Origin of the sequence: uncultured Vagococcus sp. (assembly GCF_963518325.1) — a bacterium.
Taxonomy (GTDB): domain Bacteria; phylum Bacillota; class Bacilli; order Lactobacillales; family Vagococcaceae; genus Vagococcus_D.
Genome location: NZ_CAUQJB010000024.1, coordinates 37,784 through 62,019, shown reverse-complemented (window position 1 = coordinate 62,019; position 24,236 = coordinate 37,784). Strand labels below are relative to the sequence as shown.

The window sequence follows — 24,236 nt, the reverse complement described above, 5'->3', positions numbered from 1 at the left end:
CAGTCACCTCCTATACAAACATTTTTTGTAGGAATGCTTTTTTGGTTTTTTGGAGTAATTCTAGTTCTCGTTGATGGAGAGCAATTGTGTCGTCTAATTGTTTGAAGAAGTTGCTGATTTTTTGTTGTTCATCAATGCTAGGAAAAGATAATTTTAAGCTCCCAAAATCAGAAAAACTAATTGATTTCCCATCACGAATTCCAAATGTGACGGTTTTTAATGATTCGATAAAGCTAAATGATTTAAATTTTATTTTCCAAAAAGATTCATCATGAGATTTTTTTACTTTTGGCTCAAAAATCGTATACGCAGGACTAGTAATTCCTAGTTTATCTGATAACTCAAAACCCCCTTGAAATGACCGTAAACTAATTATAAAATCACCAGGACGAACTACTTTATAACTTGGCAAAGTTTTTACATCATATTTAATATCTATACCAACATCATCTCTATATACAACTCCATTTTCTTGAGTTACAGACAGAACTGGTAATTCTTTTTTGCCTTTTTCCACTACAGAATTAAACAAAAATTTCGCCTTACATTGTTCCCAGTCATCCGTAAAATCAGAAAATCGAATTTCCGGTACTTTTTCTCCCTCTTTTGGAAACATTTTTTGTAAGAATCCTTGTTTGGTTTGTTTTAGGTTTTCTAGTTCATGTTGGTAAAGGACGATAGTGTTATCTAGTTCTTTGAAAAATTCTCCGATTTTTTGCTGTTCTTTTTTATCAGTAGGTACTTTAACAGATAATTTTGCAAGGTCACTAGAGTTTATAGCTGGATAACCAGTTCCTGTGCTTCTTTCTAAAACTCTATTTACAAAGTTTTCTTCTTGTACCAAAGTCAAAAGAAAATAACCGCTATTTTTGGGTCTCATCTGTGCATACCCAGTAGAAAACACATAATTATCATATGGTAAATTAAAAAGATAGTTATTTTTCTGATAAGGTCTAACAGTCTGATAAAACACATCATTTTTTTGGGCTAGACGTTGCGCTCTCGAAGGAGCTGACTCTCTATTTTCAGTTCTATGTCCAACCAACTCCGTCCCAACTACAGATTCTAAATCGATATATTCAAATCTTTCAGGTAAATTGGATTTAGGATTAAACTCTGCTAATTCTTTTAACCTACACAATTCCCAAGCGTCAGTAAACCCTAAATATCGTATATCAGGTTGTTCTTTATTTTCCATTCTCAAATACCTCCAAAGCTTCAGCCATCCACTCAGCATTTTCCTCACTGTACGTTAACGATGACATCATTTCAAAAAGATTCTTCTCTATCTGAGCTTTTTCTTGGCGAATTTCTTTGATTTCTTTCCCTACTTTAACCATATCAATCAGTTCTTCTTCTTCAAAAGTATCCACATAACGCGGAATATTTAAGTTATAATCGTTTTCTTTTATTTCTTCAAAACTTGCTATGTGAGCATATTTCTCAACAGTCTTTCGATTTATAAAGGTAGAAATTATATTTTGAATGTTATCCTCTGAAAGATTATTTTGATTTTTCCCTTTAGTAAAATCTTTACTGGCATCAATAAATAACACATCTCGTCTATCACGATTTTTCTTAAGAATAATCACTGTCGTTGGAATTGAGGTTCCAAAAAACAAATTGGCTGGCATCCCAATCACAGCATAAATACTACCATCTTCCAATAACTTTTGACGAATAGTTCCTTCAGCTGCTCCACGGAATAAAACACCATGTGGTAACACTATCGCCATAGTTCCAGTTTCTTTTAAGTGATAAAATCCGTGTAAAAGAAAAGCAAAATCAGCTTTGGATTTTGGCGCTAATTTTCCATAGCGGTTAAACCTTGAGTCATCTAAAAAGGAATCATCTGCGGACCATTTAGCTGAGTACGGTGGGTTCATCACCACTGAATCAAATGTATACGGCTCTTCAGAAGGCCAGTCTTTATTCAGGGTATCACCATTACGCAAGTTCATATCTTCGTTATCAACCCCATGCAAGATTAAATTCATCTTAGCTAAGTTAAACGTTGTAGTATTCAGTTCTTGTCCGTGATACTTTACACTGTCTGGTGAATTTAAATACTTACTAACATTCAGCATTAATGAACCCGACCCCATTGTTGGATCAAAAATGCTAAATAATTTTTTATTTTCTTGTCCAAGACTAACAATTTGGGCCATCATTTCAGATACCATGTGAGGAGTATAAAACTCCCCGGCTTTTTTACCGGCCTCTGTCGCAAATTGACTAATTAAAAATTCGTAGGCATCACCAATAACATCACCATTATGACCAGTTACATCAACATCATCCAATTTCTTTAAAACTTCAGTAATAGTCAGATTTCGTTGTGGATCATCCATTCCAAGCTTGTTGGAATACAAATCAATATCATCAAACAACCCGTTAAACTGTTCATATTTATTTGATAGTTGGACAAATCCTTTATTCAAATCATTTAACTGAAATATATTTTGTTTGGCTTGATTGGTCAAAACATTAAATAAGAAATTAGGTTCAATATCGTATCCAATTGTATCAACTAAAGTTGCGACCAAATCAGCTTTTGTATCTAAATCCTCGATCAAAGATCTATACAAGTCAGCCTGCTGATCTCGAGTGTTATATTTGTCTAATGATTCCCCTGATAACTCAACAACCTTTTCAAGTAGTTTATCTGACAAATATTTATAAAAAATTAATCCTAATAAATAATTTTTATACTCTGACGCGTCCATTTTACTACGAAGATTATCCGCCGCGCTAAATAGACGTTGGTTTAATTCTGCTCCCATGTATATGCTCCTCTTCTTGTTATCCTATATCATTTTAACATCAAATGAGAGGGAAATCATCTATTTCACAAAACCCTTTTGCTTCATTAAATGAATGATTGTGAAAACAAGTTATTTGTGAGAACACCTCAATTATATGAGATATTCTTATTATGTCCTCCAATTGACCGTTTGGATAAACTGTTGTAATATCTCTTCTTCCTCCTCATTTTTTCCTTCTAGTTGTTTCAGCATCTCTAATAAATTTTGATTGGATTTAACTATCTCTTGATCGATTGAGTTCATCTCTTTTCCCAATTCTTTCAAATCGATCGGCTCCTCTTCTTTAACTGTAGAAACATAAAGAGGTATATTCAAATTAAAATCATATTCTTCAACCTCATTAAAAGTTGCTAAGTGTGAAAAGTGCGGTTCATTTTTTTTAGTAGTATACACTTTAAGTATTTTTAAAATATGTTCCTTAAGCAATTTATTTTGACTCTTACCTTTTTCAAATAGCTCAGAAGCATCAATAAAAAAAACATCTCTATTTTCAGTTTTTTTCCGCAAAACAATAATAGTTGTTGGTATCATTGTATTAAAGAAGATATTAGCTGGAAGACCAATGACCGACTCAATCACTCCTTGTTTTAACAATTTTTCTCGAATCACAGACTCAGCTCCTCCTCGGAATAACACGCCATGAGGTAATACAATAGCCATGGTCCCATCGCTTTTTAAATGATGAAAACCATGCAATAAAAATGCAAAATCGGCCTTTGATTTCGGCGCAAGTACTCCATAAGAACTGAAACGAGGATCTTCTAAAAGTTCTTTGTCGGCTGACCATTTAACAGAATATGTTGGGTTCATAATAACTGTATCAAAATAAACTGGTTTTTCAACAGGCCAATCGCTCCCAAGAGTATCTCCGTTACGTAATGTTTGGTTAGAAATATCGACACCGTGCAAAATCATGTTCATGCGTGCCAGATTAAAAGTAGAATTATTTATTTCTTGCCCAAAATAGGAAATTGTGTTTTTTTCTTCAGAGTACTTTTTCACTGTCAACAGCAATGATCCTGATCCCATAGTAGGATCATATACCGAGACTCCCATCTTATTTTGCTTGCCCTGCATTACTATACGAGCCATTAACTCAGATACAGGTTGTGGCGTGTAAAATTCACCTGCAGTCTTCCCCGAGATAGACGCAAATTTACCTATCAAAGATTCATATGCATCGCCTACAACATCACTCTCAACTAACAGATCACACTCATATATTTTTTTCATGACTTCTGTCAAAGTTTCTGTTTGTTTTTCAATTGTTGGACCTAGTTTTTTTGAATTTAAATCCACATCTTGAAAAAGACTTACAAATAAATCATTCGACTGTTCAATTTTTTCAAAAGCATTTTTAAGCTTTTTTAACTCGAATTTTTTCCCATAAGCTTTTTCTATAAGACTAGTGAATGTTAAATCAGGTTCGATTACAAAAGAAATCTCCTCTTTGATACCTTCAATTAAATTTGAACTAAGTTTTGGGTCACTACAAGCCTCCTCATAAATGTTCTGAGCTTCTTTAAGATTTTTAGGTTCTTTTTCTAATAATTCAGCAGAACAATAAAGAAGTTTATCTGATAGATATTTATAAAAAACTAATCCTAGTAAATAATTTTTATAATCATTGGGATCCATCTTAGACCGTAAAATTTCCACTGACTCCCATAAGTTTTCATATAATTTTTCAGCTCTTGCCTCTTTTGTCATTTGTCAGATACTCCCTATTCAAATAAAGTTTATTTTTTCACTGAGTGTGTTTTTATTAAGGTCTCTAAAGCCTCACTGATCCCATTTTTAAAATTAAGAAATGAATCAATCTTTCCATCAGCTTTTTTATATCTATTATACACTTCTCTAGCTCTCAATGCTTTGAAACCATTCTGATAACCTAATGGCTGATCAAATTTATAGTTTTCAAAAAAGAACTCTAAGTCTTCGAGTCTCACTCCCCAGGCAGAGGCAAAATTTTGAATTTTCAAATCAGGAATATTCAGCATTTGTTCAGTCATACATATTTTTTCATTATGCAAACTAATATGTTCTTGAATAGACTTACTGAATATTGTTTGAATATTAAAAACACCATCGAACGATAATAGTTCACTTTGAATATCACTAAATAAAAACTCATCATTTTCATATTTTAGCACTGGCTGATAATTAAATGTATTACAAAGTATATTTGAATGCAATTCATTAATATTTGTCATGTTATTAAATGATAATTCCCGTAATGCATTTAACTGTAGTATTCCCTTACTAAAAAAATCAGACAATTGTATCTTTTCATTGCTAAAATCAGAAAATCTCATCATTTCAATTTTCTGATTTATTTCTAACTTGGGCAGTAAACAATTCTCTATTGCTACTAACTCTAAATCTTCAACCTCAGGCAATAGTAGCTTCGACATTTTACTATCTATCTCCATTTTAAGTCGATATCCTCGAATAGGGTGTTGGCTAAAAGTCTCATCCAACTCGACTTCTGTATTATTAAGTATAACCAAGCTATGTAACATCTTCAATTCTACTTGCATACCTATTTTAAAAGCTTGCTCTTTAGTTTCACTCCCCACTTCATTTATTATTAATACCAATTCATTACCCTCAAACTCGATATCTTTTAGCAAACTCAACTGCCCAATATCAAATCGAGAATTCTTGTGCGTATAAAAAATGTTATTCCTGGTTAACTTCAATTCCTCACAAACATTTACATCAAGAGTGTCGATAAAATCATCCCAAAAAATGTCACAATTGTTGATTTCGAATATCGCTGCCTTACTCAAAGCGGCCTTAAATACAGGTTCTTCAAAAAGCTTAGATAACAACTCTTTACTTTCAAGTCCATCCTCTCTAATACCTGTAATATCATTGATTTTAATCTGGAAGTTATCTAAAAAACGAACTGTTTCAGGATTAAGTTTATTAAAAATATCAATTATTTTTTCAAGCTCTTTCCTAGTAGATATTTTTATTTGTTTAATATCTTGTAACATAAAACTGCCATGATAAATTTGAAGATGTTCAAACAATACACTTCCTTCTTCATCTTGAGGGATTGGCAAATTAAAAATGTCTCTTACTAATTCATAATCACTTAAACCATCGATTGCTAGTTTATCATCATCTCCAGATAAAATATCAAAAAATGGAATCAAGTAAATCTTTTCAGCATATTCTCTTCCTAAAGTTTTAATGAAGTATTGCAACTTTTCAGAAAAATCCTGACTATAATAAAACATGTATATCTTTTCAGCTCTTTCAAAAAAGGGTCGCAAAAAAATAAAGTCACTTCCCATAATTGAGTGTCCTAAAATGAAGATATTGCAACTGTCCTCCTTAGCTTTTGTAATTTGACTAATCAACTCTTCTCGTTTTCCGAAAAGTAATGAATCCTTCTTTATTCTAACTAGTTTGTCATTCATCAGGGAACCACTAAGATTTACTTTTTCAATATCATCTCTACCAGTGAACCCTCCACCAAAAATAATATTATTGTTTTCTAAAGAACCATGCAACTGATAAATGTTCTTTTCTTCAATATTATTTTTTTTGAAAATATCATGCAATACACCAGTAAAATTGAATGTCAAAATATGTGATCTCTCGTCTGCAAACAAGGCACTATACAATGGGTTAAGCCTAAGCTGATCTTCCTTCCAATGTAATTTCCATCTAGCATATTCCTTCTTTATATAGTAATAAAAAAGAACTTCTAATTGTCGTAAATCTTCATTCAATTTTTTGACACGATAATTCTTTAATTGCTCATGTTTGCTATGTTCTGGAGACTGATTTATTTCAAGCATTTGCAGTTCAAAGAGCGTCTCAAAATCAGACCAACTGAGTTGTTCACCTTGGAATTCTTTGACAAATAAGTGATTAAATTCATAAATTTGTTCATTAGTTTTTAAATTATAATGTTTAATAACATCTTCTAAAAAATCATTATAGGAACTTTTCATTCCCATACTCAAATCAAAGCCATTACCAATAATAATATAATTCTCTTTCTTATTTTCATCATTTGACATTGACAACTCAACTAAATCTTCCAATATGTAGCTCCTCCACTTCACAAATAAATAAAAATACTTAAAATGATTATTATAACAATAATATCATAAAAAAAGATAACTATGACCAAGTAGATTCCTCATGACATAATATAGATTGACTACTATATCAAAATCCGTCCAAAATTAAGCTCTTAATTTGATTTTCATATGTACTAATCCAAAACAATGACTTTTCAACCGAAAACTATCAACCTTTTTCAATTTTTCATTTTCAGTAATAATATACTCATCTGCAAATTTCTCTCTGTAAGTATTTTGATACGTCAAATAAACTCTATATCCAATTAATTTTTGAAACTCCTCGTCACTAATGCAAAATCCTCCGGCGCTGTACTCACCCGATTCTTTATTTTTTTTATTTATCGAGTAATGAGAATCTTTTTCGAATAACTCTCTTGCAGGCAAATCATTTTCTGAAAATGTCAACCAAGTATTGTAGGCTGGCATATTATTTGTAGTAATCAAGTCAATTCTACGATAGCTAGTCACATTTTTTAATAATTTTTCTAAAGTTTGGTATAAATAAAAATCTTCATGTTGCTTTTTAAATACATCTACAAAATTAAAGTGATAAAACTCCGAAAATTTTTCGGACACCTGTTTTTCATTCAAATTTGTGAAATCCTCATAAGCAAATGTTATCGAGATAATAGGCGTTGTTTTGAGTCTATCCAAAGACGTGTTCTTCTTATACTGATAAGCAGCGAAAATACCCCCAATTGCAATAAAACATAACTTTATTAACTCAATATTACTATTCACTAAACCCATAAAATTCACTGACTTCACCAATCCTTTAGTTTTTTTCTTTTTCGTTATAATTTTTAACTAGTTAGATCAATCATTTATACATTTCTAAGCAAATGATTACTTCAATTTGCTTAGTACTATCCTTATCATATGCACATAGTCATATACTTAATCCTCCACTTGTGTCGTATACATCGCCACCGTCTGATAATTAGGTTTATTTTTAAACCTAGCATAATCACCAATGATAATAAACTCATTTTTCGCACGAGTAATTGCCACATTCAATAAATTAGCCTTTTGACATGACCAATTCGCCGCGCCTTCTGTTGTTTCATCAGTTCCACAAATATAGTAAACAATGTCTTCCTCTTTCCCTTGAAAGGTATGAACCGTTCCAATGGAGGTCTTACTCCACGCTTTCACATCCTGAATTGTAACTTGTGTAAAATTATCGGCATGTTTATTTATATAAGCTTTTGTTTGATCGACAACCGCTTTGAAAGGTGATATGACGTAAATGTTGTTTAGATGTGGTTCGTTCATAAGCTTGTCTAAGAGCGCTTGAGAGTGTTCTTCTACGTACTGCTTGTTTTTAACCTCTCCTTTTACGTCTAGCCAGGTGATTTTTCCTTTAACCGCCTCTTCTGGTTTTGCCCCTTGGACCATTTTACCGTTATAAGAAATTGCATTCGACACATGAAACATCGGATTTAAGCATCTCCGGTGCACCCATAATGGAACGCCCACTCGCTCGTCGTTTGGTTTAATCATTCCGTATTGATTGGCCGTATCTGCCAGACTTTGAACAGAGGCTGTTTGACTCAAATAGCGATCATCAAGACCATAAGCCTCCTGAACCGTTTTAAATAATGAGTCTTCCAAAGTAACCACGGGTTCAATTTGCGATGGGTCACCAACCGCAATCACATGCTTCGCTCGCCAAATCCCTCCTACGGCAGCTTGTGGTGTCGCCTGTCCTGCTTCATCGATAAAGAGATAGTCCAGAGTGTCAGCTCCCATTCCACGGTACATATTGCCTAAACTAGCAAATGTCGTGCTAACGACAGGAATTATCAAATGGAAGATACTCCATGAGTCTCTTAATAGTTCTCGTTCTTCTTCATTATTCAGATTTAATTCCTTGCGGCGATTAATCACATTAAAAGCAGATAAAAAAATCGGATAGTTTGCTTGGTTAAAGAGCTTGTGAACTTTTAACGCTTGGATAAAGTAACTCGCTCTCAAATAGTTCAAACGCCTTGTCAACCAAGGGACAGATAATTGTCGTTCATCATAGTTCTCCTCTTGCCACATTTCATCATCAGAGAGATTGTATTGATCTCCATCAAAATGACTGGCTAAGTCAGCCAGCAGTTGATTACTTCGATCTAGTTCCGTCTCAATGATTACTTGCTTTTGACTAATGGTTTTTTTATCTGCCTTTAATTTCTGTAGTTCTGCTTCTTTCCCTTCTATTTCATTCATAGTAGCCAGAATTTTTTCGTTATACTCTTCGAGAAGCGGGTCATTCTTGCCCGTAATTAGCCAGAGCAGTTTTGTGTACCAAGCAATCTTCGGTAAAAGGACTTTTTTCTGATTAAATGTCGTGATCTTTTTTTCATTCAAATCAATTAAGTTCTGAAGAATCAACAGTTTTTCATCAATTAACGCCACTGCTTGGGTACAATCCCCTAGCTGAGAGCTTAATCTTTTTTGTTGAACTAGCGCTTCGGCATGTTGCTTTATAACTGCTTTTTCCTGCTGAATCTGTTGTTGCATCTCAGCGAAGGTCTGACAGGCTTCCTTCCATTCACTTAGCTCGAATCCCTCTTTTTTCAATTGGTTATAAAGACTTAGCTCATCTGTTCCATCTTCTAATTGAAAATCAGTTAGCAACACGTCACACACCTTAGATATATTAGCTTGTTTGCCCATTGGCACAGAGAAAAGTCCCCAATGATCTTGAAAGGTATTGTCAGGCTTGCTTTTGGCATCTCCGTTGAAGATATAATTGACGTATTCTGGAAATAAATTCGCCTCTTTAATCATTTCAGAGAATCCCGCATCCGTTTTGACAAAACGATCTTTATCGTGAATCATTTCCTTACTTTTCGGCAAATCTTTTGAAATATTTTCAACAGCGCCATTATTAGAAGACGCCACCACAATTCCAAACCCTTTGATACTCTCATCCAATTGGTACTTATGAATGTTAAAGCCTTTTAAATCAAAAGCACCCGTCCGCTTCTTGGCTTTTGTAGGATCAGCAAATTTTACCATCTGTTGTGCCCGTTCAATCATCAGGTTAGCGAATACATCTTTAAGAAGGGTTGTTTTCCCGGTTCCTGGCGGCCCATTAACAGAAAAAATATCTTTCTTCTCATTGACGATAATATTAACGGCTACTTGTTGCATCAATGATAATTTATAATCATTATTCGATGGCCACCTTCCATCAGGCAACTTGTCAATGTCTAATAATTCCGTGATTAAGTCTTGATTTTCATCGATTGATTGAAAATCTTGTTCGCCATTAATGTAGGTCTCTAATGCTGGTGACAACTGATCACTGTTCAATATGGTCTCCAAATCTGAGACAATCAAACTATTGACCTCCACAGGTTCATTGTTCGGCGATCGATTTAGTAGCGTATAAATCTCTTGATCCAATAAGCTTTCTAATCCAAAATGAAGAAGGATTAAGTCTTGGGTCTTTTTCAGTGCCTCTTCCGTCACTCCCAGACTAAAAATCAGTTGTAACTCTTTCTCAAGAGTGTCCAATGCTCGCTGAGTAGCCTTACTCAAACTTTCTAAGGAAGCCTGGTTAAAAGAAGAAGGCAGAATTTCTTTTAACAAAAATTGAATTTGCGGGATAAAAATGCTGGTAGGTATATATTGACCTTCATCATTGATTTGAATGGATAAGGAATAATTTAGTGACGGATCCTCATTATAGATTTCTGAGTCATCGTTAAAAAAACGTCTAATAGTCTCAGCCATTTGATACGAACGATAGATGCCAAAATAAATAAAACTCTTATTTCCCTTCTTAATTTTGGAAAAACTTTCCAAAGGGGTCTGGGCCCCAGTAAATAGCGGTTTTTGGTCATCCTTATAGGGCAATTTTCCCGTACTTAGATATTCAATGACTAACCAACTCTCAATCACACGTTTTGTTTGTTCTTTCATATGGCTACCTCTCGCTTCTATGCTCTTTTTATAATATGATGTTTTGATGTTATTATACTATTTATATAGCCACAACTCCGAATAATGTCATATAATAAAATTCTAAATCACATTAGCCCTAGCTAATGATATAAAAATAGTTGAGAACTTAATCCTCAACTATAAATTAATGGTTATTTAATTAACACGATATTACAAAAGCCGAAATTTGATGAGCCATCGACTAATTGAATCTTCAGACTTTTAGCACCATTTGTTGGGATACTAAAGTGGATAGAAGGGACTTGAGCAGACAGATTATGTTGTTCACTAATTTCACCATCCAAATAATTTTTCATCTTAACATCCTCAAGACCACTGGAATCAATTTTCCCAACATCAAAATCTACTTTTGAATGTTGGCCGTCTAAATTAAATAATGCCAATGCACCTTCTGCATGAAGGTATGTGTCAAACAGTCATTACAATCAAACAGACCACAGATGTTCGCCGTTATGCTCATCCAGCTCGTGGAACCAACGCTTGGAAGAGTCTTTATAAAAAGAGAAGTGCCGTTGAGCGTGTCAATGCCTATTTAAAAGAATAGTTCCAATTAAATCAAACTCGTTTTGTTGAAGGGGAAAAAGCTCATATTGAAAGCTTAATGATCCAATTAGCTTATTATGCCTCGAACTTTGCCATTCAACGATTGACAAAGAAGACCAATCAAAAAGAAAAAGCCTCCTAATTTCAAAAACGAGTCAATTAAAATTGATGAGTGTTTACTTTTTTAAGAGCCAATTATGAAATAGATTCCTGTCATTTTATTCAACTCCTTTACTACTTATCATACTAAATTTGCAATTGATTCTAATAAATTGTAAACTATATGCACATCATTTTTTTAGGAGGTTAAGGTGAAACAGACAATAGGAATCGTTTATAAACAAATCAGGCTCAATAAAGGACTATCTCAAGACGCAATTTGTCAAAATAAGATATCCCGAACCACATTATCACGTTTCGAAAATGGCAAAGTTGATGTCTCATTAACTCATTTTCATTTCTTTTTAAAACAATTGGATATGTCTTACGATGAATTTGATTTTATTTTAAATAACTATCAAGGAACGGTTAAAACAACTATTTTGGAGGCTTTTTTCTCATTGCATTCTAACCTTGATACTAAAAAAATCAAAACAATCATTAAACAATGCGAGGCTTTTTTAGTCAGCGGAAACGACTGGTATGTTGAAAGTATTCTTAAAATAATGAAATCTATCTTACAGCTAGGGAAAAATGCCCCAGAGTCAATTGATCCTCTTTCACAAAAATTTGTTGAAGATATTTGGTATCGACTGGCTGCACAAGACGATTGGTACATCATTGACTTTCGGATAATCAATTATATTTTGTTTCATTTCCCTAATGAAGTCGCGATTCAGATTGGCAATGAAGTGCTTAAACGAATCAAAAAATATCAGCCGTTTCGGAATATCGAACCACTTACTATTTCCATTAAACTCAATATGGCACTGTTATGTTTACAACACAACAAACTTTCAACCTCCATAAAAGTCTCAAGCGAAGCCATTGCTGCCGCAAAAAAGGCAAAGCGTTATGATTTCTTGATGATTGGATTAGTCCGCCATGGTATTGCGACTAAAAATAAGGATGAAATAAACAAAGGAATCACACTGGCTGATACTGTGGGTGAAGCTCATTTTAAAGATGAGTTATTACAAGAAGTCTTTGCCTTTTTGCCTGCCGATTTTATGGATTGATGGTATAAATAAAGAACCTAATGAGCGTCGAGATAAACGCTCATTAGGTTCTTTATTTTGATAGGCTAAGCTTTACGATAAGAATAACGTGTTACCGAGCTCTTTACCGCTCTACCTATCTTTCACTTGGTCCAAAGGCAGATTTATCCAAACAATCACATGTTTTTCTATAGAAAAAATCAGCACAAAAATTCATGCTGATTAGTCTTTATCCTTTATATTAATATCAACTACTCGGAGCACTTGATACTTTCCCTTTGGTATACAGGTAATAATAGAGATATCCAATCGCTATGGAACCGATTATTCCCGGAACACTCAATGAACCGAGGTAAACCATGGTCCCTAATCTGACTATGACATAAACAACTGGAATAATGATTCCTATCCCCGTTGAATATCCTTTCTTCCCAAAACGATACTGTAGCCAGCCTAGCAGTATTTGTACACCAAATGTCACAACAATCGCCAGTAACATAATTACTCTCCTTTTTCACTCATTAATCTTTTAATGGAAAAACGTTCATTCATTCTCCCTAGGTGAATCAACTACCATCACTAATTCACTATCGAGCTCTCACTCTTAAGTAACTCTCCCAAAATTAATCCATCTCAACAATCTCTTTTTGAGTATCGCCAAATGTGGATAAAACTCTTTTCAGAACACCAATTTGTTCGGCTAGACTATCTGTGGCCCCTTGTTCCTCATTGACGATTGGGGTCACACCAAAAATTAAATTAGCGACTATAACCGATTCATCAAAACTGCCTCTATCTTCTTCCATGCGATAAAATGACAGTCGGCCAAAGCCATCTGTTATGCCCATTTCAATTCCAACATGCCACTCGACGTCTTGAATCTTCGTCGTACCTGTCTCATTAAATATCAAATAATCATTTTCCATCATAGCAGGCAAGTCCTCTTCGGTTAAACGTTCACCGGTTAGGTTGGCGATATCACCAGAATAGGTTGGTAACATGTACATTTGAAGAAAATAAGGCAATCCTGAAGTTGAACTAAACTGCCAAGTGAGATCTGCATCTTTTTTTACTGTTTTTGCCTCATAGATTTTCCAATCTGAAGGAACACTGTAATTTTTGTAGCCGACCTCCACTTGATTACCAGCTAATCCAACTTGCTTAATCACACCGTTAGTTGACGTTTGTAATTTATTCAGTTCTGATACCTCAACGTTATCGTTGATGGGTGTCTCATTGGCCAGCTTTAACAAAAGCTCACTTACTTGTTGATCCGTTAACCCCTCTGTCTTCTCTTCAGAAGGCGATGTTTTGTCTGTTTTTCCTTGTTCGCTATGGGGTTGAGTGGATGCACCGCAAGCACTTAACAAGACAACTACCATGATACTAACCACTATCCCTTGAATCTTTCTCATCTGTTGATTTCCTCTCCTGAATCGACTAACAATTGCTAATATTTTTATTTATGGAGCATAAAAAAAATCAGTCAATGATCATTATAACCTAAATTACAATTGATAAACAACATAAAATAACCCTTAATTAAAACAAAACTCTCTTTATTCGATTTTTTGTTTTCCAATCAGTTTGTTGATATAATGAAGCTAAAGTAACATCTGATTTGGAGGGAATTCAATTATGAATCAAGCGTTAATTGTGGTGCTTATTTTTATCTTTCTATTTATTGCCGCCCTTGCCTATTACACAAAAGCCACTGGTGGGTTATTTTTGGCACGGATGCCTTGGAAAGCTTCTGATTATGAGCCGACTGAGGAAAATAAAACGGAGCGTCAAGTTGGTCTGGCTTTCTCAGCATTTGCGTTTAAACTCTGTGCCGTTGCCTTACCGCTTTTACTGTTTTTTTACGACTCAGTGGTGACGAAAATACTCGGGGGATTGCTGGTAATCGGCATTGTCATTTATAGGTTTCAAACTAAGGCGTCTTAGTTTGATTAAGAGCCGTTATGGAAATCGCGGATCTTGATTTCATTTACTGGGATATAACCAACTAGAGGAGCTGAAGCCGATTTGATATCAGTCATTAGTTAGGGGCTCCTGTGCAACTGCTCTGTCGCCTTCCGTTCCCGTTTACCACTTCGGCAGTTTTATTTCAGCTTTGGATATTCTAGATTGGGCGAATACCTATTTAACGTTTGCTCGCCCGATTTTCGTCTCACATGAAAAAATCGTGTCAGCCAGGGCGGATTTTATCCTAGAGGGTAATTATCCTTATCCCAAAAGACGAAAGCGGTTAAGTCACTCATTTTTGAATAAACAACATTTATTTAAAGGAGAGCATGAAATGGAAACATTACTACTTTGTTGGATTGGTCATAGTGTCTATGTCGCTTAAAAAAAAGAGAGGAAAAAATGGTATCCACTTATCATTCCCTTTCTAATTAGCTTATTCGTAATTGCAAGCAATCTTATGAAACATCATCAGGTTATTTCGCAAATTAACCTCCTACAAAATATCGCAACAATTAGCCTCAGCATTATTGTCTTAGCCACTTTCTTCGCCATCCCATTTGTCATTATTAGTCTATTTGACAAGTATAATAAACATAAAGCTGCTAACCAGTCTATTTAAAATTAGTAAATAGTGACGGAACGCGTTTATTGCGTAATAGTCGTGAAAAAGAACCAGGGTGAGATTTCTGTCTCATTCTGGTTCTTTTTCGGATTATTTCTGGCATTAGCGAACGTATTGGAATATACTTAAGGATAGAATATCGGAGGATTATTATTTATGTTTTATTTACTTTACCGACTCTTATTGTTAATTTCCATTTCACCTGTTTTGAAACTAATCGTTTCTATCCTAACAGCAGGGCTCGTAAGTCCTTTGTTTGTATTTGTGTTGCAAAAAGTTTCCAAAAAACTTAACAATAGTCATTTTTCTACAGTCTACTTTATGTGTGTATCCCTGTTAGGCATTTCATTTTATATTTTCTTTAGTCTACTTACCTCTTCATTCTTTTGAACCATTATCCACTAAAATATATTTATTGTACATTTAATTATAACTAAACTAATTAGTGAGGTGAGCCGACTTGAAGATAAAAAAGATCGAAGTTGCATTATTATTCTTAGGGATTGTCAGTTTCTGTGTTGGTATTTTATTTGACTTGACTTTAAATCTTAAGGGAGTTGAACTTTTCTTTTACGGAGTTTATGCTTCGAGAACCCGCGGAAACCTCACTGGTGTAATTACAACAGGTTCTTGTATTTTTTTCGTTGCATGTGTCAAATCTATGGTCAGTAACTGGACATATATGTCTTTTAAAAAAATCCTTTTGATTCTTTTCAGTGCCATTTTGTGCTTTGCTTTGTTTATAATGGGTTGCATCGATATTTACACTTACTTTTCCCGAGTGTAAATATCGATGCAACATATCAGTACCTATCTTTATATATACGAAAAGATCTGAAATACCATGGTTTTTTATCGTACACGATTCAATTCCATCTAAGGTATTCAGGATGTTTCAACTATTCAGATTTTGGTTTATGTAAATGATGACATACTATTAAGTGTTAAAGCGTATCGAATATAGGACACTTTTCCTGAAGGAGGGTCTCATATGTCTGATAAAGAATGGCGACGTAAAAGAAGAAAAGATAAACTAGTCAAATTATGTTTCATTATTCTTCTTGGTTATATTCTTTATGCAACTTTTTTTAACTTTAAGGTGGTTATTTTATTTTTCTTTATCTGTCTCCTACTTGGTTGTATCCTCACGGTTATCGAGATTATTGATATCCTAAAATCTAACCAAGATTAATGCTTAATATCGTAAAGAATAGCAAGTTAATTCAGTCACGTTTAGGCATTATTAACATACAGTTCGAGTAGATGGTTATTAGTTACTTTTCTTAATGATCATATAAGTATCTCTAGCTTCTTTAGCCAACATTTTCATATCAGGGTAATTTTTCTTAATATCGTTTGCAGTTAGAAAGAAAAAAATTATGGCAACAATATGAATAGGCAATGTCAGTAACGCTACCAACCCTACAAGCACTAAGCTCATTTCAGATAATCCGTTAGATGATACGGTGATAATCATTGGTATTACTAATATAAGACCTAAAATATTTTGACTGTAAACTAATATTGGAGCAACATATTTTCTTTTTGATATCTTTGTTAGCTTGCTAGCATCAATATTAGCCATCACTGTAAATACTAATAAAATGATCCCTATATTATCTAACTCGACTCCTACTAATCCTAAAATAAATATGGCTATAAATATAATTGGAAGTGCTAAATAATACCCGTATGTCGTATACGGACGCATTCCCATTTTCATATTTTTTTTAGCATTTTTCAACTCTTCTTTCATTAAAACTCTCCTTTTTTGATAATATAATCAATCTACATAGTATCATATTGAACCGTTATTTAGTAACATTTTTTATAAAAAAGAGGGTTAAATTGAAAAGTTACAAGTACAGGAAGCCAACGCTTTGTATCCGGTCATTTTCTCTGCTAGTGTTCTTTGTATTTTCATCAATATAGCCTAGAGCCATTCTTCACTTCCTTAACAGCAAATTAATTGACACTCATTCAAAATATAAATGGTGCTTAACATACCACATGTTACTCTCTCCATACAAGACTTCGCTATCTATGTTAGTGAGGTCTTTTTTTCAAAATCAATTTAACTTACCAATTAGCAATGGTATAATAAGTATCAGCAATTTTGCTAAGATATTGAATTTAAACTAATGCAAATTGGAAATAGAGAGGTGATGGCATGCTGATTAACAACTGGTTACTACTAGTCAATATATCCCCCATAATAATCACGCTAATTTTTTCTTTAATCAAAAAAGGAATTAGAGTCCAAAGAATTATTGAGGTCATATTATTTTCCTTCTTATTTTTAATAATTATTTATGTAACTAAACGTCGTGATGTTGACTACCAGTCAAATCAAACGATCATTTTACTATTATTATCTTTATCACACTATTCAATAATTAATTTGATCAGTCATTCTATGAGGAATTATAGCGTTTTTCAGCGTTTAATAGGTGTGCTACTTGAAGTGTCCTTATTTTCTGTATACCTGAATATCCTTACTCAGAAACTAGTCCTGTTTTCTAACCTTCATACAATTAGCTTATTCATGCTGATTAATGTTTCTTTACTATTGCTGCCAGTCCTATGGTATTTATATTCTGGCGGAAAAAAATTAAAACTCCATTTACCCAATTAGTTTAATACTCCTCAAAGTTATGAACCAATTGATGAGCATTTTTTGCTCATACATTCTTATGATTGGTTATTTTTTTGTCATTTTCCACAATAGCCACAACTAAACTGATTAATAAAGAGGATGAGACAACTGTCTCATCCTCTTGCCTTTTTATGAAAAACGTCTCATTTGGCTTATCTTCAACCCTTTGTCGAATTGAGAGACATCTAACCTTCACCTATCCTTACTGTGTAATGGTCACCTTACTCTCATTTATCTTTAATCCATTGGCATCGTAGCTGGTCACTTTAACATCATCTGTCAAAGCCGTTATTTTACGGAAAATATAAAAACTATAGGTCCCATCTTTTACTGTGCCACCTGAATAAATGGTGCCATTAATGGATACTTTAATCGATTTTACATCGCCTGTGTATTCACCCGTTAAATTACTCGTGCCAATTTTATAAGTGGTTGCCTTTAAACCACCTGTTCCAATTGTCGACGCTTTGATTGTCACATTTTTACGTGAGAGCTCCTTGCCCTGTTTATCATAAGCCACGACTTGAACAATATCCCGAACTGATTTCACTTTACCCCAGATATAAATCGATAATTGTCCATTGCTTAAGGTACCACCTTTTTGTTCGACCCCATTGATAATGGTCGCAACTGATGCGACATCCCCGGTATAAGACCCTTTAATATGGGTATCTCCTGGCATGACCAGCTCAGACAAAATCAGATTTCCCACCGTTGGACCTGAGATGTCACTCAAATTTTTCACAACAACGGCAGAGGTTGCCACATGATTGCCATTCTTATCGTAGCCATCCACTGTCACTGGTACTTTAGCTTTTATCTTGTCCCAAGCATAGAATTTAAAGGTGCCGTCACTGTTAAGGGTTCCTCCTTTGTATTCAACGCCATTGATGGTCACAATAAGTGAGTGGACATCTCCTGTATACGTACCCGTTAATTGTGAATCACGACCAATCACAAACTCATTGCCTTTAACTGTTCCTTTGCCAATTTGAGTATCCGTCGTATCTTTGACTACCACTGGTTTAGAGCTGATTTTATTGCCATTTTTATCATAAGCTTCTATAACAACCGTCTGATTTTTACTGGTAATAGTTCTCAACGCATAAAACTTAAAGGTTCCATCCCCATTTAAGGTTCCCCCATTAAAAGGTGTTCCATCAACTACCAAACGAATGGAGGTCACGCCTCCTGTGACTGTCCCCGTTAAATAAGTGTCTTTTTTCACCGTAAATACATTAGGGGTGATGCTACCTGTCCCAACGGACGTGTCATTTTTATCAACGATTTTAACTGATACTTGGCTTATTTGCTTGCCGTATTGGTCATAGCCAAAAACAATCACTTTATCCTCTTTGGATTTGATTTTGTTTAAGATATAGATCTTGAATGTTCCATCACTATTGAGTGTGCCACCTGTGGCTAGCACGCCATTAATGCTGTAACCAAGTGACTTAATATCCCCTGTCACTTTCCCTGTTAAGTTGGACTCTTTTGTGGGTAAAAGGATGTAATCATTGGCTGTTAGGGTGCCAGCCGTCACCACTTTAATCACCGTCGTTTGGTTTGTCGGACTTTGATTTCCATTCTGATCCGTTGCGGTGACTACTACAACCGTATTTGCGGCCTGTTTCGGTATCGTCACATGATAATTACCAGAAGAATCTACCTTGCCACTTCCAATGACTTGTCCATTCACTTTAAGGGTAACCGTTGAATTTGCTTCAGCCTTTCCTTTGACTGCGGTCGATTGATCATTCAGTGCCTCAATCGTTGGCTTAGCCGGCGCCGTTTTATCTATGACGGTCAGACTCACTGTCCCGCTGGTCTTACCTCCCAAGGTTGCGACACCATTAATCGTTGTCCCTGCTGCTTGTTTGGCAATCGGAATAGAAAAATTGCCCATGCTGTCAGCTGTTCCACTATAGCTCATGGTTCCACCTGCGGCTTGAGGAATGGAGAGGGTCACCAAGGCATTCGCTGGCGCTTTTCCGGTTACTAGACCATCATTATCACTCACGGCATTAAAGACCGGATCAGCCAGTTTGGTTCCTGTCACAACGACTGTCGACTCTGTGCTTTTATTGCCACTTTCGTCTATAACGGTGGCTGTTAGCTTAGTTCCTTCTGTCTGAGCAGGAATTGTAATAAGGAAGTTCCCATTACCATCTGCCACTCCTTCGCCAAGTACCGTTTCACCCTGTTTAATCACAACGGTTGCACCTGCTTCTGCTTTTCCTGAAACTTCCCTAGACTGGTCATTTAGTGAATTCAAACTTGGCTTTGCTGGTGGGGTTAAATCTTTGATGACCAGAACCGTGTCTTTGCTAATCCCATTAAGAGTCCCATTGACCTTAACTTCTGTATTGGCAGGATAGGTTTTGCCAATATTAATTTGGAATTTACCGTTGTAATCTGCTTGGCCAGTATATTTATCTGATCCAATTACAACCGTAAGGTTTGCACCAGGCGTCGCGGTTCCCGTAATGATTTTATCTTGATCGGTGATCGTATTAACCGAAACAGTTACTTCTGAGATATAACCGGTTCCCACCCCGTTAATTTTACGAAATAGCTTATATTGTAGTTTTGTTTTAGCCTCTTGATTGTTGCTGCTAATTGTCGTTGTGTCAGTAAGAATAATATTGGATTTATGATTGAGATTTTCCCAAATAAAACTTGGCGCTGCGTTCGGGTTCGTTTTTTTATTCCATGCCGATACATCCACTTGAGTAAAGGTCAACTCTATGGTGTCAATATGACTATAACTTCGAACTACCTCATTACCGTCAGTATTTTCAATCAACAGCTCTTTTGGTTGATTGACATGCACTTTACCAAGACCATAAATGCCCGAAATGCCGCCACTAGTTCGTAAAGTCGAACCGGGACTAAAATAGAAACTACCACCGCCTAGAAATAAACCGTATGATCTTGAAACGACATCGAGAACCGATCCTGACTCCGCCACCAGATTCGTTTTCGAAAAGATGCCCTTAGCGGTTGTTCGTAATTTCAATAATGACCCGCTTGCTAAATTGATCGACGTAAAGTTAGTGATAGCATGTGAAGATGTCTTAATTGATAAATCACCATCCTGGCCGATTAATAATTGGGAATTTCTTTCTAAAGCCAAGCCAGTCACGCCAGAAATGACTTCTCCGCTTGTAGTTGTTGGAATTTTAATCGCTAAGGTGCTGTCTTGTTCAATCGTGAGTTTGGTTACGGAAAGCCCAATAAGATCGATAGGCAAGGTAACAGACAAGGTCATCGTGTTAGTGCCAGCAAAAAACACACTACTTCTAGCTAAATTCAAACGGGCAGAATCAATCGTGACATTGTTAAAATTGATATTCCATGTTTGGCCCACATTCATAATGATCGGGTCGACACCATAAACACCCTGAATCGTCATATTGTCAAAGCTAAGTGACCCAGTGCCGACTAAGAAATTAGTCATGGAATAATTCCCCATCGTTAAGGTCTTTTGATTGCCATAAATTTTGACATTTCTTACTGGCAATTTATCAATATGTGAGGTAGCGGTTATATTGTTTGTTAGCATTATCTCAGTCACTGATGCCGTCCTTAAGGCTGATAATAATTCGGCAAATGTCCCTACTTCTCTGACTGCCCTTGTTTCACCTCTAGTCCCCACTTCCGATTCTTCCTCCGAACTCCTTGACACATCCGGGGTCAGAATCAGATCCTCGATTCCATTTTCAGAAAACTCAGTGGTTGTTTCAATTGTTGCCTCACTTGTTTGTTCATCTTCAACTGCCAGAGCAGGTAGTGGCCCTAAAACCGTTGTACTGATTAGCATTAAATTCAATACCGTTAATTTAAATTTTTTCATGTCCTATTCCTCCTAATGTTGGTCACCAAATCATTTTCTTCCAAAAGTTAAACCTATATCCTCCCTTATTCCACTCTAAATCTAAAATGAGATCAGTCATAAGATTAGCTCAATTTAAGAACAAAATCATTTCTTTTTTCAAAAAAACAACCCTTCTTTTTGGTTTGAAAAAATGAGGGTTTATCACCAATTACAGATTCCACAGGCCGTTCATCACTAAACCTATAAAATACAGAGAATTCAGCGTCAACTTACATAAATAAAACTATGTTTTTTGAACTAAACATCTTTTCACTATTTTATTATCATGGCGTCACACCCAAAAAAGCTATCAACATGTCGATAAAAGTCTAATGAAACAGCTTACCTATAATGGGGAAATGTTTGGGTCACAAGAATTAAATCAGAAAGGTCGTAAAAAAAGTGACGGATGAAATTGATTCAGTTATTCCTAAACGCATATTTTCTTTCTATTTCGGTACACTAATGATAACCGCTGCTTTACCTTTTTATTGCCATAATTAGTTACTCCCCCAGTTTCAACCCTTCTGTCACGATTCATCTCTGCTCTCCTATTCACTAGCTTGAATTCCACTCCATTAGTCTTTTCTTGCAAAAATCAAAGAGCGCTCTTGACACGCTCCTCTAATGGCTAAAAAGAACTCAAACCGTTTAGGGGTAATCCGCTACCTTTTAGGCAATTTCGGCAATGACTCTCTTATTTTTGCTACAATAAACTTATAACAGATTGAGAAACTATTCCCTAGCTGTTTCCAGTAAAACTGCCATCATTTTTTCAATCTGTCTAAAATAATGAGATAAGGACGTGAGCGCTATGTTAATGTTATTATTTGTGTTATCCATCATTAGTTTTGGTTTGACAATGGTGTTGCCCATCATTCAAAAAAAGGATTTAGGAAAACTTTATACGTTTTTGATGTTTGTTCAAGGTGGTGCCATAGGGGCGATGGTTGGCCTTTTAGCTGTGTTAATTTTTAAAGGTAGAACGTTAGGTTAACTGACGGATGCTTTTCGGCAGCCGATCGTTGAAGGCTATCTGATATCGAAAAAATACCGCCACATCAAGGTTTTAATGGCCTTGATGTGGCGGTATTTCGTTTATTTAAACATTTTGTCATTCTCTTTTAGCTATGACTGATTGTTCGTTTGGCTAATTTAATGCATACCAGTGATAGTATCAATAACCCTAAACAAAAGAGCGGCAATAGCAGCAGGGAGCCTGTATGGAAGATCCCAATTAAAAAGGTACACAAACTGACAATTACGTAGTACCCCAGGCTTAAAAAAGCACCTGCCGTCCCTGCTGTATCTGAAAATTTAGTTAAGGCTAAGCTCAAACAGTTTGGCAGGGCCATGCCAATTCCCCCTAGGATCACTCCGATTCCACTGATGTACAAGGCAAGGTTAAAAAGGGGTGCTAAGGACACTACCGTCAAGGCTAAACAGCCCACTAGGGACAGGTAAATACCTCTTTCGATCATGATCTCTGGCGATTGGTGCTTGAGCCCTCGATTGGAGAGCCAAGCGCCCAACACAGTAGCTGAAGCCACGACACATCCCATCAATCCGTATTGACTTTGACTAACCTTAAAGGTGTCAATAAAGATGGCGGGGGCTTCTGCATGGTAACTAAAGAGAAGCCCATTAAACAGCCCAATCAATAAACCAAAGGCCATGGTATAGGGATCCTTCACCATTTTTTTACCAATGGTCAAGATTTGTTGTGGTCCATAATTCACAGAACGGGCATTCCCTGTCTCTGGCAGGCTTTTTAAGGTCCAAAAGAGTAAGGCTAGGCCCATTAGGACTAGAGCCAAAAAGACGCCTCGAAAGCCCTGATATTGACCGATAACACCACCAACTAAGGGGCCGATGGCAGGTGAAAAAGCCAAGGCCGCCGATATTTTCGCAAATAGTTGGTGTCGTTGGGTTCCCTGATAATTATCTCGTAAAATTGTCTGGGTGGTAACTGAGCCAGTACTCGCACCGAAGGCTTGAACAAAGCGTCCAAGGAAGAGGAGCCCCACACTGTTAGAAATCAGACAAAGGAGACAGCCTATAATGTAAATAAAAATCCCACTGGTCATGGCTTTGCGACGGCCAAAATAGTCGGCACTTATACCCCAAAAGAACACCCCAAAGGCAAAGGCCAAGAAATAGATACTTAAGGTCATTTGAGCCACATTTAGCGTGATGTGGTAACTGCTGGCAATCTCTGTTAGAGATGGCGTATAGATGGTTTCGCTTATTTGCGGAAAGCCCACAAGGCAGACAAGTAAAGCCACATTAATCGGTGTTGTTTGAGTTTGTTCGATGTTTTTTTCCATAAAAATTCTCCTAAATTAATTAGTTAGCTGGGAAAAAACATCTTTTGTTGGGAAATGGTGGGATCATGATTTTTATCCATTCGTAAAAATTCACGGAATCACCCCTTTCGATCGTAGTTATTTATTAAACTTTATCCTATTTTACTAGAACTGTCTAGCCTTTCCGACTAATTTAGGCCATCGTAGATT

17 protein-coding genes are annotated in these 24,236 nt (G+C 35.6%); 4 read left to right on the top strand and 13 right to left on the bottom strand.

The window, feature by feature from the left end; all coding sequences use genetic code 11:
* Nucleotides 1–10: 10 nt before the first annotated feature.
* The 7 genes from RWN13_RS16930 to RWN13_RS16900 all read right to left on the bottom strand — a co-directional run bounded on the left by RWN13_RS16930 (nucleotide 11) and on the right by RWN13_RS16900 (nucleotide 11,277).
* A complete protein-coding gene (locus RWN13_RS16930; protein ID WP_314066044.1) occupies nucleotides 11–1,198 on the bottom strand; it encodes a restriction endonuclease subunit S in 1,188 nt (395 codons plus the stop codon).
* The gene (locus RWN13_RS16925) at nucleotides 1,188–2,783 is read right to left on the bottom strand and encodes a type I restriction-modification system subunit M (protein WP_314066042.1); all 1,596 of its coding nucleotides are present in this window, start codon (nucleotides 2,781–2,783) and stop codon (nucleotides 1,188–1,190) included. Before RWN13_RS16925 ends, RWN13_RS16930 begins: the two co-directional genes overlap by 11 nt.
* A gap of 150 nt (nucleotides 2,784–2,933) precedes the next feature.
* Nucleotides 2,934–4,535, bottom strand: a complete 1,602-nt coding sequence (locus RWN13_RS16920) for a type I restriction-modification system subunit M (RefSeq protein WP_314066040.1) — start codon at nucleotides 4,533–4,535, stop codon at nucleotides 2,934–2,936.
* Between the two features lie 29 nt (nucleotides 4,536–4,564).
* Complete coding sequence (locus RWN13_RS16915) at nucleotides 4,565–6,889, bottom strand: AbiH family protein (protein WP_314066037.1); 2,325 nt, start codon at nucleotides 6,887–6,889, stop codon at nucleotides 4,565–4,567.
* Nucleotides 6,890–7,033: 144 nt separating this feature from the next.
* Nucleotides 7,034–7,690, bottom strand: a complete 657-nt coding sequence (locus RWN13_RS16910; protein WP_314066034.1) for a hypothetical protein — start codon at nucleotides 7,688–7,690, stop codon at nucleotides 7,034–7,036.
* Between the two features lie 138 nt (nucleotides 7,691–7,828).
* Nucleotides 7,829–10,852, bottom strand: a complete 3,024-nt coding sequence (locus RWN13_RS16905) for an ATP-binding protein (protein WP_314066031.1) — start codon at nucleotides 10,850–10,852, stop codon at nucleotides 7,829–7,831.
* 173 nt (nucleotides 10,853–11,025) lie between these two features.
* Entirely contained in the window at nucleotides 11,026–11,277 is a 252-nt protein-coding gene (locus RWN13_RS16900) for a hypothetical protein (protein WP_314066028.1), read from the bottom strand.
* 20 nt (nucleotides 11,278–11,297) lie between these two features.
* On the opposite strand from RWN13_RS16900, the gene RWN13_RS16895 reads away from it, so the two are divergent.
* Together RWN13_RS16895 and RWN13_RS16890 are read left to right on the top strand one after the other, a co-directional pair.
* Nucleotides 11,298–11,438, top strand: coding sequence for a hypothetical protein (locus tag RWN13_RS16895; RefSeq protein ID WP_399553693.1), 141 nt, complete (start codon nucleotides 11,298–11,300; stop codon nucleotides 11,436–11,438).
* Nucleotides 11,439–11,748: 310 nt separating this feature from the next.
* Nucleotides 11,749–12,615: a helix-turn-helix domain-containing protein gene (locus RWN13_RS16890; protein ID WP_314066027.1), complete on the top strand. Its 867-nt coding sequence runs from the start codon at nucleotides 11,749–11,751 to the stop codon at nucleotides 12,613–12,615.
* Between the two features lie 226 nt (nucleotides 12,616–12,841).
* On the opposite strand, the gene RWN13_RS16885 is transcribed toward RWN13_RS16890, so the two are convergent.
* The gene (locus RWN13_RS16885; protein ID WP_314066025.1) at nucleotides 12,842–13,093 is read right to left on the bottom strand and encodes a hypothetical protein; all 252 of its coding nucleotides are present in this window, start codon (nucleotides 13,091–13,093) and stop codon (nucleotides 12,842–12,844) included.
* 124 nt (nucleotides 13,094–13,217) lie between these two features.
* Nucleotides 13,218–14,009 carry a hypothetical protein gene (locus RWN13_RS16880; RefSeq protein WP_314066022.1) on the bottom strand — a complete coding sequence of 264 codons (792 nt, stop codon included), beginning with the start codon at nucleotides 14,007–14,009 and terminating at the stop codon, nucleotides 13,218–13,220.
* Nucleotides 14,010–14,232: 223 nt separating this feature from the next.
* On the opposite strand from RWN13_RS16880, the gene RWN13_RS16875 reads away from it, so the two are divergent.
* A complete protein-coding gene (locus tag RWN13_RS16875) occupies nucleotides 14,233–14,541 on the top strand; it encodes a hypothetical protein (RefSeq protein ID WP_314066021.1) in 309 nt (102 codons plus the stop codon).
* A gap of 1,916 nt (nucleotides 14,542–16,457) precedes the next feature.
* Here the strand turns inward: RWN13_RS16875 and RWN13_RS16870 are convergent.
* The 3 genes from RWN13_RS16870 to RWN13_RS16860 form a co-directional block, all read right to left on the bottom strand.
* Nucleotides 16,458–16,943, bottom strand: a complete 486-nt coding sequence (locus RWN13_RS16870; RefSeq protein WP_314066018.1) for a hypothetical protein — start codon at nucleotides 16,941–16,943, stop codon at nucleotides 16,458–16,460.
* Between the two features lie 377 nt (nucleotides 16,944–17,320).
* Nucleotides 17,321–17,467 carry a hypothetical protein gene (locus RWN13_RS16865; RefSeq protein ID WP_314066016.1) on the bottom strand — a complete coding sequence of 49 codons (147 nt, stop codon included), beginning with the start codon at nucleotides 17,465–17,467 and terminating at the stop codon, nucleotides 17,321–17,323.
* A 578-nt stretch (nucleotides 17,468–18,045) separates the two neighbouring features.
* Nucleotides 18,046–21,699, bottom strand: a complete 3,654-nt coding sequence (locus RWN13_RS16860) for an immunoglobulin-like domain-containing protein (RefSeq protein WP_314066015.1) — start codon at nucleotides 21,697–21,699, stop codon at nucleotides 18,046–18,048.
* 835 nt (nucleotides 21,700–22,534) lie between these two features.
* On the opposite strand from RWN13_RS16860, the gene RWN13_RS16855 reads away from it, so the two are divergent.
* The gene (locus RWN13_RS16855; protein ID WP_314066012.1) at nucleotides 22,535–22,717 is read left to right on the top strand and encodes a hypothetical protein; all 183 of its coding nucleotides are present in this window, start codon (nucleotides 22,535–22,537) and stop codon (nucleotides 22,715–22,717) included.
* A 127-nt stretch (nucleotides 22,718–22,844) separates the two neighbouring features.
* Here the strand turns inward: RWN13_RS16855 and RWN13_RS16850 are convergent, their stop codons facing one another.
* Nucleotides 22,845–24,047 carry a multidrug effflux MFS transporter gene (locus RWN13_RS16850; RefSeq protein WP_314066009.1) on the bottom strand — a complete coding sequence of 401 codons (1,203 nt, stop codon included), beginning with the start codon at nucleotides 24,045–24,047 and terminating at the stop codon, nucleotides 22,845–22,847.
* Nucleotides 24,048–24,236: the final 189 nt, after the last annotated feature.

Bases quoted from the DNA above. Each gene is read 5' to 3' on its own strand.
- RWN13_RS16930 (WP_314066044.1), bottom strand. From the start codon at position 1,198: ATGGAAAATAAAGAACAACCTGATATACGATATTTAGGGTTTACTGAC.
- RWN13_RS16925 (WP_314066042.1), bottom strand. From the start codon at position 2,783: ATGGGAGCAGAATTAAACCAACGTCTATTTAGCGCGGCGGATAATCTT.
- RWN13_RS16920 (WP_314066040.1), bottom strand. From the start codon at position 4,535: ATGACAAAAGAGGCAAGAGCTGAAAAATTATATGAAAACTTATGGGAG.
- RWN13_RS16905 (WP_314066031.1), bottom strand. From the start codon at position 10,852: ATGAAAGAACAAACAAAACGTGTGATTGAGAGTTGGTTAGTCATTGAA.
- RWN13_RS16895 (WP_399553693.1), top strand. From the start codon at position 11,298: ATGTGTCAAACAGTCATTACAATCAAACAGACCACAGATGTTCGCCGT.
- RWN13_RS16885 (WP_314066025.1), bottom strand. From the start codon at position 13,093: ATGTTACTGGCGATTGTTGTGACATTTGGTGTACAAATACTGCTAGGC.
- RWN13_RS16880 (WP_314066022.1), bottom strand. From the start codon at position 14,009: ATGAGAAAGATTCAAGGGATAGTGGTTAGTATCATGGTAGTTGTCTTG.
- RWN13_RS16875 (WP_314066021.1), top strand. From the start codon at position 14,233: ATGAATCAAGCGTTAATTGTGGTGCTTATTTTTATCTTTCTATTTATT.
- RWN13_RS16870 (WP_314066018.1), bottom strand. From the start codon at position 16,943: ATGAAAGAAGAGTTGAAAAATGCTAAAAAAAATATGAAAATGGGAATG.
- RWN13_RS16865 (WP_314066016.1), bottom strand. From the start codon at position 17,467: ATGACCTCAATAATTCTTTGGACTCTAATTCCTTTTTTGATTAAAGAA.
- RWN13_RS16860 (WP_314066015.1), bottom strand. From the start codon at position 21,699: ATGAAAAAATTTAAATTAACGGTATTGAATTTAATGCTAATCAGTACA.
- RWN13_RS16855 (WP_314066012.1), top strand. From the start codon at position 22,535: ATGTTAATGTTATTATTTGTGTTATCCATCATTAGTTTTGGTTTGACA.
- RWN13_RS16850 (WP_314066009.1), bottom strand. From the start codon at position 24,047: ATGGAAAAAAACATCGAACAAACTCAAACAACACCGATTAATGTGGCT.